Annotated in this window: 14 protein-coding genes, 1 tRNA gene and 1 pseudogene; 5 read left to right on the top strand and 11 right to left on the bottom strand. The window is 43.9% G+C overall.

Annotation, left to right across the window (positions count from 1 at the left end; all coding sequences use genetic code 11):
- The first annotated feature begins 13 nt into the window (after positions 1-13).
- The 3 genes from HWQ38_RS17260 to HWQ38_RS17250 all read left to right on the top strand — a co-directional run bounded on the left by HWQ38_RS17260 (position 14) and on the right by HWQ38_RS17250 (position 2,868).
- Positions 14-86, top strand: a tRNA-Ala gene (locus HWQ38_RS17260).
- Between the two features lie 714 nt (positions 87-800).
- Positions 801-1,247: a DUF2127 domain-containing protein gene (locus tag HWQ38_RS17255; RefSeq protein ID WP_292795575.1), complete on the top strand. Its 447-nt coding sequence runs from the start codon at positions 801-803 to the stop codon at positions 1,245-1,247.
- A gap of 214 nt (positions 1,248-1,461) precedes the next feature.
- Positions 1,462-2,868, top strand: a complete 1,407-nt coding sequence (locus HWQ38_RS17250) for a 1-acyl-sn-glycerol-3-phosphate acyltransferase (RefSeq protein WP_292795572.1) — start codon at positions 1,462-1,464, stop codon at positions 2,866-2,868.
- 70 nt (positions 2,869-2,938) lie between these two features.
- Here the strand turns inward: HWQ38_RS17250 and argB are convergent, their stop codons facing one another.
- Positions 2,939-3,835 carry an acetylglutamate kinase gene (gene argB, locus HWQ38_RS17245; RefSeq protein ID WP_292795570.1) on the bottom strand — a complete coding sequence of 299 codons (897 nt, stop codon included), beginning with the start codon at positions 3,833-3,835 and terminating at the stop codon, positions 2,939-2,941.
- Between the two features lie 462 nt (positions 3,836-4,297).
- Between argB and HWQ38_RS17240 the strand changes: the two are divergent.
- A pseudogene (locus tag HWQ38_RS17240) lies at positions 4,298-4,435 on the top strand (type II toxin-antitoxin system prevent-host-death family antitoxin); the annotation flags it as partial.
- Between the two features lie 150 nt (positions 4,436-4,585).
- On the opposite strand, the gene HWQ38_RS40500 reads toward HWQ38_RS17240, so the two are convergent.
- From HWQ38_RS40500 to HWQ38_RS17230, 3 genes are all read right to left on the bottom strand, one after another.
- Positions 4,586-4,708 (bottom strand): element excision factor XisH family protein, encoded by a 123-nt coding sequence (locus tag HWQ38_RS40500; RefSeq protein ID WP_366933313.1) that lies wholly within the window; start codon positions 4,706-4,708, stop codon positions 4,586-4,588.
- Positions 4,709-4,990: 282 nt separating this feature from the next.
- Positions 4,991-5,536 (bottom strand): shikimate kinase, encoded by a 546-nt coding sequence (locus HWQ38_RS17235; protein ID WP_292795566.1) that lies wholly within the window; start codon positions 5,534-5,536, stop codon positions 4,991-4,993.
- 240 nt (positions 5,537-5,776) lie between these two features.
- On the bottom strand, positions 5,777-5,986 hold the full coding sequence (locus HWQ38_RS17230; RefSeq protein WP_292795564.1) for a hypothetical protein: 210 nt from the start codon (positions 5,984-5,986) through the stop codon (positions 5,777-5,779).
- Positions 5,987-6,582: 596 nt separating this feature from the next.
- Here HWQ38_RS17230 and HWQ38_RS17225 point away from each other — a divergent pair.
- Positions 6,583-6,777: a hypothetical protein gene (locus HWQ38_RS17225; RefSeq protein ID WP_292795562.1), complete on the top strand. Its 195-nt coding sequence runs from the start codon at positions 6,583-6,585 to the stop codon at positions 6,775-6,777.
- Positions 6,778-6,796: 19 nt separating this feature from the next.
- Here HWQ38_RS17225 and HWQ38_RS17220 read toward each other — a convergent pair whose 3' ends face one another.
- The 7 genes from HWQ38_RS17220 to HWQ38_RS17190 form a co-directional block, all read right to left on the bottom strand.
- The gene (locus tag HWQ38_RS17220) at positions 6,797-7,498 is read right to left on the bottom strand and encodes a LapA family protein (RefSeq protein ID WP_292795559.1); all 702 of its coding nucleotides are present in this window, start codon (positions 7,496-7,498) and stop codon (positions 6,797-6,799) included.
- Between the two features lie 159 nt (positions 7,499-7,657).
- Positions 7,658-8,278: a flavin prenyltransferase UbiX gene (locus HWQ38_RS17215; RefSeq protein WP_292795557.1), complete on the bottom strand. Its 621-nt coding sequence runs from the start codon at positions 8,276-8,278 to the stop codon at positions 7,658-7,660.
- Positions 8,279-8,295: 17 nt separating this feature from the next.
- A complete protein-coding gene (locus tag HWQ38_RS17210; RefSeq protein WP_292795555.1) occupies positions 8,296-10,653 on the bottom strand; it encodes a ribonuclease R family protein in 2,358 nt (785 codons plus the stop codon).
- A gap of 1,295 nt (positions 10,654-11,948) precedes the next feature.
- On the bottom strand, positions 11,949-14,051 hold the full coding sequence (locus HWQ38_RS17205) for an NAD(P)H-quinone oxidoreductase subunit 5 (RefSeq protein ID WP_292795553.1): 2,103 nt from the start codon (positions 14,049-14,051) through the stop codon (positions 11,949-11,951).
- Positions 14,052-14,316: 265 nt separating this feature from the next.
- Positions 14,317-14,703 (bottom strand): thioredoxin family protein, encoded by a 387-nt coding sequence (locus tag HWQ38_RS17200; RefSeq protein WP_292795551.1) that lies wholly within the window; start codon positions 14,701-14,703, stop codon positions 14,317-14,319.
- Between the two features lie 416 nt (positions 14,704-15,119).
- Positions 15,120-15,842, bottom strand: a complete 723-nt coding sequence (locus tag HWQ38_RS17195; RefSeq protein WP_292795548.1) for an NnrU family protein — start codon at positions 15,840-15,842, stop codon at positions 15,120-15,122.
- 19 nt (positions 15,843-15,861) lie between these two features.
- On the bottom strand, positions 15,862-16,023 hold the full coding sequence (locus HWQ38_RS17190; protein ID WP_292795546.1) for a hypothetical protein: 162 nt from the start codon (positions 16,021-16,023) through the stop codon (positions 15,862-15,864).
- Positions 16,024-16,034: the final 11 nt, after the last annotated feature.

Raw genomic sequence — 16,034 nt, 5'->3', positions numbered from 1 at the left:
ATTTTAATTTTATGGGGGTTTGGCTCAGTTGGTAGAGCGCCTGCTTTGCAAGCAGGACGTCAGCGGTTCGAGTCCGCTAACCTCCATTGGATATGATTTATTTCAATGCGCGATGCCCTTCTCTACGAGACCCTTCGGCAAGCTCAGGGTAAGACCTGCGGTGGTAACAGAGCTTTGCCGTTGGCGCAGCCTCTCGTAAAGAAGTGCGGGCTACGCCTATGCACATCCAATGTCAATCAAAACCCCAGAATTGAGCAAAGTTGCAAGTTTCATCGGGTTATTCTTAACTAGAGCATCGATTCAGTAATCAAAAACCTAACCTCACAGCCGCCAAGCCTTGTAGGGTTGGGGTAGATCAACCATGCGTGTCAACTTAAGCCTTGGCGAATGGAATTCGCGGCTACACAAACTCTCGTCCACCTCCGTGGACTAATACAAAATCAAGGATTCTTAACCCACGGAGGTGGGTAAAGCCTCGTGTAGACAAGCCAGTGCGTTGGGCGGCTCCGCCGACTTGTTCGCGCCAGGTGCGTCTCCCCTTGGGAGAAGCACCTGGCGCGCGGTTTCTAACCGCCCTTTTTGCTTTTAAAACCTCGTTTCTAGCCAGAGGCTAGAAATGCTCCTCATTGCGGTGCCGCAAGTCTTGAGGCGGAGCCTCTAATTAGGCATTCCTAGTCTCTGACTGAAAACGAAAAATTGATAATTAATAATTGATAATTTAAATGAGTGTTAGCTTTGAACTCTCCACTCATCCAGAGCCAGTTAATCAGAGTTTCACTTATATATACTGAGGGGGTTGTTTGAAAAAGCGTCCATTGGGATTAGTGGCAATTGTTTTCTACAAAGCATTTACCGCGATGCTGCTTATGGTTACTTCGATCGCTTTATTATTGACATTAAAAAATTATCAAAATCTAGAGGTGTTTTCAGAAAATTATGTTTTAGAAGGTAAATCGATAATTATTGATTGGGTTTTAAATAAAGTTCTCAACTTAAATCCGCGAACCTTGGCATTTAGTGGTATTGGAGCAGGAGTTTATGCTATTGTTACTACTATTGAAGCCGTTGGTTTATGGTACGAAAAGCGTTGGGCACACGTCTTGGTGTTGGTACTTGTTGGTATCAGTATTGTCCCAGAAATTTATGAATTGATTCGGGGGTTCTCGGCGATAAAAATATTTATTCTTGTGTTGAACTTAGCAGTGTTTGTCTATTTATTCCGAACTTTTCCTAAACATTCAAAATAATTTTTGATTCGATATAGGACTAGTATTTGATTTTTGAAATGCACGTAGTGGACTGTCTAGGCTAAAATAGTACATTAGACGTAGGTTGGGTGGAGCGGAGCGGAACCCAACTGATTATCAGGATGTTGGGTTACGCAAAGCCTCCACCCAACCTACAATTTTTTGCAACTTAGCAGTGTTTGCCTATTTATTCCGATACAATCTGGAGAGCGACTTGCCTAGATCGATTCAGTCTACTCAACCACCACTGAAATTTATTACTCAACGGTTTAATCGGCTGGTACTTCAGATTGTTCGGTGGTTACTGCCGATCGCACTACGGTTTCGCACTCGACCTTGGCTGACGGCTGGTATTGTTAGGATTGAAGCCAAAAATGTTGAGGTATTAGCTGAACTTTATCAACAATTTCAGGCTGGAAAAATTCGCTTTTTGTTGGCATTTCGCCACCCAGAGGTAGAAGATCCTCTCTGTATGCTGTATTTGCTTTCCCGCATTGTGCCAAAGGTTGCGCGTCAGCAAGGTATTACACTACAATCTCTTGTTCACAGCTATTTTCTCTATGACCGGGGTATGACAGTTTGGGCTGGAGATTGGCTAGCTTGGTTGTTCTCTAGAATCGGAGGTGTGCCGGTTCATCGCGGTAGGCGACTAGATCGCCAAGCTATTCAAACTGCACGGGAGTTGTTTGCTAATGGCGAACTCCCGATCGCAGTGGCACCCGAAGGCGGTACAAATGGTCATAGTGGTATTGTTAGCCCACTGGAACCCGGTGTTGCTCAAATGGGCTTCTGGTGTGTAGAAGACTTGCAAAAAGCTAACCGTTCTGAGACTGTGATCATTGTGCCGATCGCGATCCAATATCGCTACGTTGAGCCACCTTGGTCTAAACTGGATTTGCTGTTGAGTAAGTTGGAAGCTGATAGCGGCTTGGCAGTTAAGGAGATTGATTCGGGTGAGGGCGTAGAGTTTTGCTATCAACGCCTTTGTCGGTTGGCTGAATATCTAATTACGGAGATGGAAGAGTTTTATCGTCGCTTTTATCATCAAGATATCCCAAAAAGCATCTCAACTGATGAATCTGCTAGTCCGAATCAGGTGTTGATTGCCCGACTACATCGCCTACTGGATAAGGCTTTACAAGTTGCGGAACAATATTTTGGAGTTCAAGCGCAGGGTAATTTTATTGACCGTTGTCGCCGTTTGGAAGAGGCTGGCTGGAATTACATTTATCGGGAAGATTTGCCAGATATCAAGACTTTACCACCCTTTAAACGCGGTTTGGCAGACTGGATTGCCGAGGAAGCAGACTTGCGAATGCGACATATGCGGATAGTCGAAAGTTTTGTTGCCGTCACAGCTACTTATATTCAGGAACAACCGACGGCGGAACGGTTTGCAGAAACAGCTTTGCTTGTATTCGATATGCTTTCCCGAATTCAAAATACCACACTTCCGGGACGACCTGGTTTAGGTTTGCGACAGGTACAAATCACCGTGGGAGAGCCAATTTCAGTTACCGAACGCTGGGGAAATTGTCAAGGCGATCGCTTGGCGGCTAGACAAGCTGTGAGCGATTTGACAAAAGATTTGCAAATCGCTTTAGAGAAGATGATTAGATAACAAAAATTCTAAGACTTCTTTGCTGGAATTTTGTCAAATATTGCACCTTCATTAAAGATAACCAGCGTCTCTAGGAGGTAAACTGCGAACCTAAAATCATTGTCCCAATCCCAACATCAGTAAAGATTTCTAGTAATAGAGCGTGAGGAATGCGACCATCAATGATGTGTGCTGCACGGACTCCTTGAGCAAGCGATCGCACACAACAACTTACTTTGGGAATCATCCCACCGCTAACTATACCATTGGCAATCAACTCGCGGGCTTCGCGGATATCTACTTTTGGAATCAAAGTAGACTGGTCTTTGTAATCTTTTAAAATTCCACTGGTGTCGGTCAGTAAAATTAACTTTTCTGCTCCTAGTGCAGCAGCGATTTCTCCAGCTACAGTATCGGCGTTAATATTATAAGCTTGTCCCGTTTCGTCTGCGGCGACGCTGGACACTACCGGAATATAGCCATTGCTAGCGAGGGTGTCCAAAATCTTGATATTCACATTACTGACTTCCCCCACAAAACCGATGCCTTCTTGACCTTGGGGACGGGCTGTAAATAGATTACCGTCTTTGCCGCAAAGTCCTACAGCCAAGCCTCCAGCTTGGTTAATCAGGGAGACAATTTCTTTATTGACTCGACCAACTAAAACCATTTCCACCACATCCATTGTGGCGGCATCAGTGACTCGCAGACCATTTTTAAATTGTGGTTCGATGCCCAGCTTATCTAACCAACTGTTAATTTCTGGGCCACCGCCGTGGACTACAATTGGACGCAAGCCCACGCAGGATAAAAATACAATATCGCGGATAACTTTGTCTTTGAGTGTGCTATCTTTCATCGCTGCGCCACCATATTTGACAACAACAGTGCGACCGGCGAATTGTTGAATATAAGGTAGTGCTTCGCTTAGTACACGCACACGAGTGGCTTCATCTTGCCTGATGTATTCAGAATCGTTGACCGTCATGAGGAGCCGCCGTTAAGAGTTAAAACCTATTTAAGTCAGTGTAGAAGACTTTGTAACCTGCAACAATGTCTTATAGCTGCCAAGAGCAAAAATAAGCTTTTTATATAGGTATCACTCACAAATTATTTTGTTTGGATGGCCAGACGCGTAGCGGCGAGTCAAGAGATATCGCAGTTTCTCTCAAAAACTACACCACTATTTTCAATATATCACCGATAGAAAACTGGTTTCTCTCTTTTAGTAATCACTGAATAAACAGTGATATTTGGAGTTATTGTGTGGTGGGTGGAAATGCAATTTATCACGTAGTTCTGAATTGCAATATAGTTTTTAGTTCCTCTTCTTCTTCCTTTAATACGTGATAAAGTTCCCAAGTTTGTTGGAGGTTTAACCAAAACTCTGAGCTATTTCCAAAGAATTTTGATAACCGTACTGCGGTACATTGAAGGCAATCGCATTACCGCGATTCTGCTAGCTGAAAAAGACTGGTCTGCTATTCAGGAAACTCTTTACTTATTATCTATCCCTGGAATGCGAGAATCTATTAAACAAGGGGTGGCTACTCCTATTGAAGATTGTGATGGAGATTTGGATTGGTGAGTTTGCAGTTGGTTCACACAAAACAAGCGCAAAAAGACGCGAAGAAGTTAGCTTATAGTAATTCGCAAAATTTGGTAATTTAAGTCTTCTTAATGAGAGTTTATCCACTGTACAATCACCTCATCTACTGGATTGTAAACAAAATAAATTCTATTTTCTGCGATCGCTCCCCATTTCATTCAGGATTTGGCGATACAGGACATACTGCCCTAATGCTTGCTCCAAATCTTTTACGTCAGATTGCCCGACAAAACTCTTTACTTCAACAACAATTCTTTAGGTTTCTTTTTCGACTGATATCTTGCATCAGTTCCAACAACCGCCTCAGAATGAATTCTGAGGCTAATAGCTAAAGTCTTCTAAAGAAGACTGAGCAAAAGTTTGAGTCCACTAAGCGTGGAGTTGAGCTATCAGCCCAGAACTTGAGTTCTGGGCGGGCGATAGTGCTAATTGAGAATGGTGCAAGATGTCGGTTTAAACCGATTTGAGCTATAAGAAAAGAAAATTTATTTTCGGGCGGATGTTCAACTTTTGCAAGAGGTCTAATATTCCCGATTAATGAGAAACTTGTGTTTTGAGAACGGTAGGAATTGCCTCAAGTACTCGCTGGGCAACGTCTTCAGGTGTTTCTCCCTCTCGCTCGATGATGTGCAAATCGGCTTGAGAGTAAAGTGGTGTTCGTTGTTCGAGGAGCGATCGCAATTTACCTTGAGGATCAACATCTTGCAGCAGTGGTCTTGTGGTATCCTCAGCTAAACGGCTGTAAATTATCTCCACTGGCGCATCTAGCCACACTATCAAACCGTGGTGTAAGTAACCCCAATTTTCTCGCCTCATTACAATGCCCCCACCAGTTGCAATAGTCAACTTTGTAAAAGCACAAACTTGTGAAAGTACGTCGCTTTCTAACTGGCGAAACTCGGCTTCACCAACTTGTGCAAATAACTGATTGATAGATTTACCTGTTGCTTGGGCAATGACATTATCGGTATCCACAAACCCATAACCTAGTTCTTTTGCCAGTAAGCGCCCTACTGTCGTCTTACCAACGCCCATAATGCCAATTAAGTACAGGTTGACTCCTTGTAATAAACTGCTCACCAGTTACTTCGCTCCAATTGTGAGTTTTGAGTCACAGTTTCTAATTATAAACTGAATGACTCATATATGCCTATTCAAGCAATGCCTGGGTTGGGCTTGACTAACGCACTTTATTATGTATGACTAAAGTGTTACAGGATAGTGAAGATTTAAATAATATTCTAGGGACGGCTTCTCAATTTGCTTGTTCTTCTGGTTCAGTGTCTTCATCAATCCACTCTTCTAAATTTAATAGTTCAACTATTTGCTGAACATGAACTCCTTTAACTTTTTGTCCCCCAGTTTTGGGTATAGTGATCGTTCTAGCTTGGGAGTCTCGAAAACTATGATGGCTACCCTTAGACCTTTTTTTTTAAAGCCAAAAGCTTCTAATAAATAGCGTACTTCCTGAAACTGCACTTCTGGAGGCTGCTTGAGAAATTGCTCCACTAATTTCTTGAGTTTACTCATGGAGCGATAGTATCATATAAGCCTTTTTCCTTTGCAGAATAAAATTTACGTATAACTTTTATAACTCCCAATTATTTTCAGTTCCGACAAATTCATCTTCTATTTTAATTATATTAAATGCCGTGATTACTGTTATTAATGTATTTAAAGTAACTCAGGCAATAGATTAACAATTCTTCTGTGAAATCAACATACATAATAAACCCTAAATTTATAACAAATTTAATAACTTTCTTTAGGTGACTTGACAATTGCTGCTTAGGTATTTTTAGACTTGATGAAAAAATTAACAGAACTTGTTTGAAACTTTATTCAAACAAGTTCTGTCTATCTAAATAATTCGGATTTTTACTCTGGTGGGTAATTTTAAGTATACAAAATACTTTGTTTCTAAGAGCACATTGTGGTTATTCTAAAAGTTGGGTTATGACAAGCACTGAGCAATTAAATCTTGATGATAAAGGTATAAATAATGACTAATCTACTGCGATCGCCCAAAAAATAATGCAAATTTGAAGTTTTGACACAAAAACTACTGCATATTTCACCCCAATAAGCCTGAATTAATAAATAGTAGGATGAATGAGGCATCAACTATGACTCGAATTCGTGACATTGTACAAAAAGCCTTAGCAACTGGCTATTTGACAGTGGAAGCTGAAAATCAACTACGACAACTGTTGACTACCCGCTATGGCTTGGAAGATTTTAATGCTTTCATGACTTTGCAGGAAGCTGCGATGACTGGTGAGGTCAAGCAGGAGTCTAGAGAGCGGTGTGGCATCAAGTAGAGACGTAGCCTGCTACATCTCACCGACGGGGGCGTTTACCATCATTTTCAAAATCATCATCATCATCATCAAAAAATTCCCAATCATCATCCGCTTGATTGGTAGTCGGTGGCTGATAAGGGGGAATGATTACTCGATAATCAGCATCGTAAATTGATTCAGTTTTTCCCGCAGCCGTATTTTTTGGCTCACGGTAGCTGTAGGAATAAACTGAACCAGATTGAGAATTGCTTTTGGCTTCTGATTGAGGTTCGTAAGTTGTTGAGTCTCTAGGCTGTTGAGTTTGAGGATTAGGGTTAGGCGCTGACTCTGACTTTTCATCAAAGTTCCAATCATCATCTTTATTGCTATTTGTCTCCCAATCATCAAATACATCACTGCTAGGCTCTTGTTTTTTACTAGCAGGTGGTGGAGGACTGGCAGGGCCAGATGTAGGTTCTTCTCTCCGGGTTGCCTTTGCACGAGGTGAAGTCGCGCTTGCTTTGTTAGGAATTTGGCGTCGTCCTCCCACAAAATAATTGGATAAGTTAAACAAAGTAGCAATCAATATAGATGTGAAAGCACCAGTGGCAGTACTGAACAAAATCCATATCGCTAGTGGTAATGGTTGAGTTCGCACGCCCAAAAATACTAGCGATATGGCAGGAGACCAATTTTGGAGTAATAACAGCGTTAGTCCTCCTAGTACCGCCACCAATAGAATTAAGCGAATTACAGCCATAGCAATTGTGTCAGTTGTCAGTTATCAGTGGTCAGTTATCAGTTGTCAGCTATCAGTTATGAGTCTGATTATTCTTGACTGACTACTGACACTAACAGCCATCTCTATGATTACCCTTTTAAGACGATTGTGAAATTTATGATCAATCCACTCAGGGCGTTAGCGACGACCTTGCCACCTCTGAATTGGGATGCAGTCAATATCTAGTTGATCTAAAGCACGGGCAACTACAAAATCAACTAAATCCTCAATGGTTTGGGGATTGTGATACCAGGCGGGAATAGCGGGGACAATTCTAACTCCAACTTCTGCTAAAGAGGTTAAGTTACGTAGGTGGATGAGGCTAAAAGGCGTTTCACGAGGAACAATGACCAGCTTTCGCCCTTCTTTGAGTTGGACATCTGCTGCCCGTTCTAGTAAATCGGAACTCAAGCCAACCGCTAGCTTTGCCACTGTACTCATGCTGCATGGAATGATCATCATCCCCAGAGTGGCGAAGGAACCACTGGCAATCCCGGCTCCAATATCACTCCAAGGATGGCAGCGCAGTTTCCCCAAAAGTGCCACTCCAGCTTGCTCTCGCCAAAATTGTTCTTGTTGAGTTGGTTCTGGTGGCATCCGAATTTCCTGTTCTGACTGCCAAACCATGTAAGTTGATTTAGAGGCAACCAATTCAATACTATACTCCGCTTCTAGCAAAAATTTGATCGCGCGAACAGCGTAAATCAGACCAGATGCGCCCGATACGCCTAAAATTAAAGGCTTAGTGTTATTTGACACGCAACTTTTACTGGATTTTACTCATCCTCCGAGTAAGAGTCTAGGTCATCAGACTCAAGATCATTTGGTAAGTAGAGGTCTGAAAGCTCATCATGGGAACCATTGCCAGTTGAACCTTTGGCTAGACCATCGCTGCCAACTGTTACCAAATCAATTTGCTGACGGTAGTAATCGACACTTTTAACTTGCACGGCGACGCGATCGCCCAGTCTATAGGAAGCGCGATTTTTGCGACCAAATAGTGCTTGTTGTCTGGCGCGATATTCATACCAATCATCTTTAAGAGAACTGACGTGTACCAATCCTTCCACGCGCAAAGGCACACCCGGATTACTGTTGGATTCCACCTCAGCTGCTGGTACTTCAATTTCCACAAAGAAACCGTAGGATTGGACACCAGTAATCACGCCTTGAAATACCTGACCGATGCGCTGCTTCATCAGTTGGGCTTTTTGTAGTCCGGCTAAATCGGCTTCAGCTTCTTGGACTTCTTTTTCTCGGTCGTTGATTTGGACAATTACCCTAGTTAAATCGCTTTGGAGTTCTTGTTGCAATTCTGGGGGTAAAACGTTCCAGTTAATTTCCTCGTGGCTGGAGGAGTGGCGCAGGTTAACGCGCTCTCTCACACGGGTATTGCGGCGATCACGCCCGTTTTCGAGTAGCGTGTAATACACTCTCTGCATGAGCAAATCTGGGTAACGCCGCAAGGGAGCGCTAAAGTGAACATATTGCGGTAATGCCAGACCAAAGTGAGATCCTTTGGTGGTGCTGTACGCCGATGCCTTAAGTGTATCTTGTAACAAGTATGTCAGAACTTGCTCCGAGGGAGATTCCCCAAAAGCTGTGGTCAAATGCTGATAATCTAAGGGTTGGATATCGACTTCTGGATCTAGTGTGAGGTCAACGCCTAAATTGACTGCCAATTTCAGCATTTCCTGGACATCTTCGACATCGGGTGTGCCTTGGACTCGCCAGATGGCGGGAACACCAAGAGCATTTAAGTGAGTTGCAGTCAGTTGATTAACTAGCAGCACCAATTCCGTGAGTAGAGATCGCACTGGTAAATCATTCACCGCTACAGTCCCTAGAATCCCCTCATCATAGTAGGCGTTTTGACTGGGCGGCAGATTCAACTGGAGGCTACCACGAGTCAAACGTACCTGTTTGACAGCTTTTTGCAAGGCTTGGAGGTCTTGCAGCATTTGGGAAACCTGTGGTGATTGATCTTTAGCTTCACCTGTAAGAATTGCTTGGGCAAGTTCAGTACTCAGTGCCGTTTCTACATTGATCACACTGGATTGAATTTCCCACTCCAGCACTTGTCCCGATTGGGGATCAATTGTAATTAAAAAAGAGATAGTTAAGCGATCGCTCCCAGGTACTAAAGAACAGCGTTCTGCCACACTTGGGGGCAACATTGGCAGCACCAATTCTCCTAGATACACTGATTTGCCGCGTTTGAATGCTTCTCTATCTAGGGCTTCGTCAGGTTGGACATAGTGACAAACATCGGTGATATGAACGCCCAAAAGCCAATTTCCGGCTAGGTTTTTTTCTAAACTAAAAGCGTTTTCTACAACTTTGGTGTCGCCGCCATTTACCCCTTCAATGGTGAGAGTAAACAAATTACGTAAATCTAAGCGATTTTTCAGGTCTGCTTTCAGCAGCTTTTTGGGTAACTTGACGGCTGCTTCTAGGACATTATCTGGAAAAGTCCGGGAAAGGTCGTGTTTGCACGTAACTAAATCTATATCAGCAGCCGCTTCGGCATCGCTGCCGAGAATTTGCACAACTCGACCGAGGGGAGGATATTGTGCCAAGGGGTAACGCAAAACTTCCACATGAACCAGGTGATCGATCGCGTCTTCCAACTTTGCCCCGTTAGGTTGGATTTTGAGTTCAAACAGCAATCGATCATCTAAAGGCACAGCCCGGAAACCGCTTTCTACCTGCTTAATTCGTGCCAGTAATGTGTGGTTAGAACGTTCTAGAATCAGCTTCACTTCCCCTTCCGGAGAGCGACGGCGACTGCCTTCTTTGAGAACTCTCACCAAAACGCGATCGCCATTCCAAGCATTACTCAGATGACTTTCGCGGATGTAAATATCCTCAGCTCCTTCCACATCTTGAATAGCAAAGCAAAAGCCTTTACTAGAACAACGCAGTTTTGCCTCGATTATTCCTTCTTCTGAGACACGGCGGTACTTGCCCCGTTCTTTCACCAAAAGACCGATTTTTTCGAGAACATCTAAGGCAATGTGAAGTTTTTGTAAACTTTTTTCATCTTCACAGCCAAGTTTCTTTTCTAAAACTTTCCGAGCTACCAATTTATCATCGGTGAAATTGGCCAGGAGTGTAGCGATTGAAAATTCCATGCAGTGAACCGACCTTTGGTCAAAACATCATTTTTTGTTTAATCTGGTTCTTTTCTGTATACCCTCACGGCTTACAGAAACAAGCTGGAAACGAATTACCCTGAGACAAAGCTTCCTCAGTTCTAAGGAAAAGAAGCCCGACCCAGCAAGAGCGGGGAACTACTTCCGCAGTTCCTTTGCAAGGAAGCCGACTCACGGACAACTCTGAGCGTATCCGAACTTCTCACTGCACGATGCTCTCAGAGTTCGCCTGCGTTCAAGTCTCTTCACCTAACCAAACTTCAGATTGCACGCCTGATTAAAATTTAGCCCCGCTAGGTAATTACGCGACGGGTTTTTGAGAAGCTGGGTTTTAGAGAATCCATACTACCCAAAAGCGCTATGCAGGGGAGCCACTGCGGTGAGGCAGCCCCCGTCCTCTCCCTTGGCGTTAGCCTCTCCCTTTGGGAGAAGGGGAGACGCGAAGCGCGATGGCGGTTCCCGTCGATAGCACCACGGAGAGCGAGTCTTCTCCCAAAGGGAGACGCCAAGGGCGAACGAGCGTCTGGGGGACTGCCTTTCCCGTTGGGTCTTGGGGTCTCGCTAAGTGGAGGAGCCAGCCGCGTGGGCGGGTCTCCCGACTTGAGCGGACTGGCGTCAAGTGGCGTGGAAACTACAGGTGTTTGATTGTCTAGAGTGAAGGTAATTTTACGCCATTAGACTCTGATTTTTAACTAGGAGGAACTGCCGGTGAACCCAATTTTCCCACATGTAGAATCGGTAACAATTAGGTCAGCAGGTTAATAAGCAGTGAGGGCGAACCTTATCTTCATTATTGTAGATTTAGAGCGCATTTCCAGAAAATAGTTCTAGATATCCCGTTGGGTAATTAGTATAGCATTGCAGGCAAAACTACCCAGGTCAGTTAGCACGAGCCAAAAATTTCCTCAAAAAAGAGCTACTGCTACAATTGGGACACAAGGCAAAGCAAGAATATTACCTTAACTCATCCCCCAGCTTCAAGCCGGGGGGAAATCTAAGTCATTAGTTATTAGTCATTAGTCATTAGTACCAATGACTAATGACTAATAACTAATGACAATGGAAAGGCGGGCGGCTATCCCGGACACCCCTCTTGTTGGGATGGGATTCCCGCCGATTTTCGTTGATGGCCTAGAGCAAATTATGAATTATTTTAATTGCTGACTATCAGCCAAAAAAAAAGGAGTCTAAATTAGGCTCCTAAATCAACTTCAGGTAGAAAGGGCGGTTTCTAACTAACCGCCAGTTGCTTGTCGCAGTTGACACTACAGAAATCAGGTGACACCAAAGACAATCACTAAGCCCAAAACAGCCCCAAAGACAATCAAGGCGTAGAATTGAGCGCGACCGTTTTCTAGGTACTTCAGACCTTCACCACTGACAAGGGTAAAAAAGCCTGTGAGGTTAACAGCACCATCGACAACACGGAAGTCAACTTCCATAACTTGTCTAGCTAGACGACGCAAGCCGAGGACAAAAACGCGATGGTAAATGTCATCGAAATACCATTTATTGAGGGATAACTCGTAAAGTGGTTTGATTTTAGCAGCGATCGCCGCTGGGTCAATTTTCCCTCGCAAATACATCAGCGAAGCTAAGGTAATTGCAATCAAGGAAATTCCCACTGAGGCACCCGCCATGATGTAGAATTCCGTCGGATTGAACTCGGAAGCTTTTTCTATAACTTCGGTCAGAGTTTCGCTAGGAGGAAAGATAAACTCTTCAAAATAATTGGCGTAGGGAGTTCCTAGCAAACCAATCAAAATCGAAGGCACAGCTAACAGTGCCAACGGTAGAGTCATTGTCCACGGCGACTCGTGAGGAGAATCGCTATGATCCCCGTGGGAGTCGTGGGAGTCATGGTGTTCACCAGTGGCAGCCAATTCTCCTTTTTTCATCGCCCCAGGCCCAAAATTCGGGGCTGGTTCTTTTGATTCTAATTCCAGGACAATTGTCGCTGCCGCCTTCTTGAGTTTTTGCTTGATTTTCTCGTTATTCCCCCGGAATTCACCTTCAAATGTCGAGAAATACATCCTAAACATATAGAAAGCCGTAATCCCGGCAGTTAGCCAGCCAATGAACCAGAGGAGTGGGTTAGCTTCAAAAGCTTTGCCCAGAATTTCATCTTTTGACCAGAAGCCAGCAAAGGGCGGAATCCCAGAAATTGCCAAGCAACCAATCAAAAAGGTAATTGCCGTGATCGGCATATACTTTCGGAGACTGCCCATCAAGCGCATATCTTGCGCCAAGGCGGGATCGTGACCCACAACACCTTCCATGCCGTGAATTACTGAACCTGAACCCAAGAACAGCATCGCCTTAAAATAGGCGTGGGTCATCAGGTGGAATAGTCCAGCACTGTAAGCACCGATTCCCATTGCCATCACCATGTAACCGAGTTGGGAAATGGTGGAGTAAGCCAAGCCTTTCTTAATATCGTTTTGAGTAATCGCAATGCTTGCCCCCAAAAACGCCGTAAACGCCCCAGTAAAGGCAATCACGTTCATTGCTGCTGGAACGTGTTCAAATACTGGATACATCCGCGCAATCAGGAAAACACCTGCTGCCACCATCGTTGCCGCGTGAATCAAGGCAGAAATGGGGGTGGGGCCTTCCATTGCATCTGGTAGCCAGACGTGGAGGGGGAATTGGGCAGATTTCGCCACTGGCCCTAAGAAAACTAAAATCGCAAACAGGATAGCGAGAAAATTGCTGATAGAACCTGATTGGACTAGTTGGGACAGGCGATCGCCCATAACATTAAATTCAAAGCTTCCTGTTGCCCAGTACAGCCCCAAAATGCCGAGTAATAGACCAAAGTCACCGACGCGGTTGGTGACAAAGGCTTTTTGAGCGGCATCGGCTGCTGATTTGCGATCGTACCAAAAGCCGACCAGCAAGTAGGAACACATCCCAACCAGTTCCCAGAATATATAAATCTGTACTAGGTTGGGGCTGAGTACCAGACCTAACATTGAAGAACCAAACAAACTCAGATAAGCATAAAACCGCACGTAACCGGGATCGTGAGCCATGTAGCCATCGGTGTAAACCATGACTAAGAAGGCTACCGTGGTAACAATCACCAGCATTAGGGCTGTCAGGTGGTCAATAGTGTAGCCCATGTTCAGGTGAAAATTACCTGCTGCTGCCCACTCCAAGGTGCGGTTATAAGTCGCGTGTCCTTGAATTTGACTCCATAGCAAGGCAAACGACAGCCCCATAGCTGCTCCCATCAGGGAGATAATCACCACAGCGTTAAGCTGCCGTAAGCCGTTTGTCACCTGATTGAACGAGATTAATCCTAGACCGACCAGCATTGCCCCAAAAAGAGGTAATACTGGAATCAGCCAGGCATGCTGATAGATTACTTCCATCACTGACGCCTACTTTTAGAATTCTTAACTAACGTGTCGGAACTGTTAATAATTGTGACACACACCCTTTAGGATAAAAATAACCCACCCAATGATGATTGGGTGGGGTGTTAAGCATGGCTTTAGATTTGGTCATTGGTCATTGGTCATTTGTCATTGGTCATTAGTTCCATGCCCCATGCCCCATTCACAATGCCCTATGCCCTATGCCCTATGCCTCATACTTCGACAACGCTCAGTACAAGTGCCCCATTCACAATGCCCATCAAGCTGACCGATACTCTAAGTCCACTGTTTTTGAACTTTTGTAAATTTTGGGGCAACTGCTGTATCTGGCTTTAATGCCTTCTAAAGCTAGACGTAAATCTTCTGTGCCGCGAAAGCTTTCCAAGCGATCGCCAATAGTGCCATTTTCAATCAATAGTAAAGTGGGTAGTGATTTTAGCCTATAAGTAGTAGACAATTTAAAATTTTGATCGGCGTTAACTGTAACTAATTTAATTTCCTCCCCGCATTGGGCTTGAAATTGCAACAATAATGGGTGGATAATCCGACACAAGCCACACCAAGGTGCTTCAAAATTAACTAAAACAGGAATAGGAGATTCTAAAACTTCTTGTGTAAATGTCCGTTCACTAACCGACAAAACCATGACGCCTCTTGGATTATAGGGTTTTTATATGAGACTACCTATCAGCTTTAAAGTGAAGGATTGCCAAGTCAGTAACTGCCGATAGATGCTTTTAGGAACTAAATCTCAGGACACAGAATAATTAGGCAAAAATTCAGCGCGTTAATCTGTCTCTGACTCAAAAAGCCAGCGCTACTTTCACGGTGGCTTTTTTGAATGTTAAACTCCTGATTACCGTCTTTATCTGAGAATTTGACTGAATCTGCCACTTACTCCCAAGTCAAAGCAACTGACTAACAACTACCAATATAAAATCTTTAGCTGACTGAACACACCTCCACTGATAGATCCTTCAACTTATCCTACATTGATTTTGGGACAATTGATCAGCTGAAATTCTCATTTATTTGTGATTTTATGCTGACATTGGGGATCGCCTAGATTTCCCATTTTATCCTACTAGTTGCTTCCAGCAAGAGTGGGTGCGACCACCAAAATAAAGCGATAACAATCGCAACTCCCAAATAGGCAGGGCGAAGAAATTCATGCCATTTGAGAGATTGACGTCCATCGATAATTGCTTTGAAGGGAATAATTGAAGTCCGTTGTTTGGCAATTTCAAAAGCTTCGCCATAGCGATCGCTTAAACGCCGATCCCCGTGCCAAACCCCAAACAAGTGATGCAACACCAACCCAATGGAAGTCACAATAGTAAAGGTAGTACCTAGCCACAGAGTATGGGCAACACACCAAATTATTTGTCCCACCATCTGGGGATGACGGGTAATCCGAATAATTCCTGTTTCGTAAAGATGAACTTGGGGCTTTTGAATAGCAGCAACTTCTAGTAGATTGAAGGTAGCAGGATATAAAAACAAAAACGAGATCGCTGATAGCACCCAAACAAATTCTTGCACTCCTGGCACTCCTTGTACCTGCCAAAGTTGCAAACCATCATAACGGTGTCCAAAAAAGTAAATAATTAAGATTACAGCCAACGGGAGGCTAACTAATGCAAACAGAATGCGATAAAGCCTTGGTCCGATGTATTTTTCTGCCCAAGGGCGTAAAGCAGCGCCTCCACTGTGAGCGATCACAAAAACTATTTGTAACGCCAGTATGACAAAATGACTAGGTGTCAACCAAGAAATCAGCAGCATATTACACGGGTGAAATAATTTAAAGAAAATCGAACTCAGTACAACCAATACCACAGAGTATTCCAAAGGAGACTTTAGTCAAGATGTTGTGCCACTGTCTTTTTCGAGTCAAGCCTTCAAGTTTAATATGCAACAAATCATCACTGGCTGATTGTTGCCCAAGCTGATTTGTTGTATGCATCCGCTCCTTTT

This window comes from Nostoc sp. NMS7 (assembly GCF_017115085.1).
GTDB lineage: Bacteria > Cyanobacteriota > Cyanobacteriia > Cyanobacteriales > Nostocaceae > Nostoc.
This window is presented reverse-complemented; position numbering and strand designations above follow the sequence as displayed.

Coding starts and splice junctions, on each gene's coding strand:
- HWQ38_RS17200 (WP_292795551.1), bottom strand. CDS start 14,703: ATGGTTTTGTCGGTTAGTGAACGGACATTTACACAAGAAGTTTTAGAA.
- HWQ38_RS17225 (WP_292795562.1), top strand. CDS start 6,583: ATGACTCGAATTCGTGACATTGTACAAAAAGCCTTAGCAACTGGCTAT.
- HWQ38_RS17195 (WP_292795548.1), bottom strand. CDS start 15,842: ATGCTGCTGATTTCTTGGTTGACACCTAGTCATTTTGTCATACTGGCG.
- HWQ38_RS17230 (WP_292795564.1), bottom strand. CDS start 5,986: ATGAGTAAACTCAAGAAATTAGTGGAGCAATTTCTCAAGCAGCCTCCA.
- HWQ38_RS17205 (WP_292795553.1), bottom strand. CDS start 14,051: ATGGAAGTAATCTATCAGCATGCCTGGCTGATTCCAGTATTACCTCTT.
- HWQ38_RS17210 (WP_292795555.1), bottom strand. CDS start 10,653: ATGGAATTTTCAATCGCTACACTCCTGGCCAATTTCACCGATGATAAA.
- HWQ38_RS17220 (WP_292795559.1), bottom strand. CDS start 7,498: ATGGCTGTAATTCGCTTAATTCTATTGGTGGCGGTACTAGGAGGACTA.
- argB (WP_292795570.1), bottom strand. CDS start 3,835: ATGACGGTCAACGATTCTGAATACATCAGGCAAGATGAAGCCACTCGT.
- HWQ38_RS17190 (WP_292795546.1), bottom strand. CDS start 16,023: ATGCATACAACAAATCAGCTTGGGCAACAATCAGCCAGTGATGATTTG.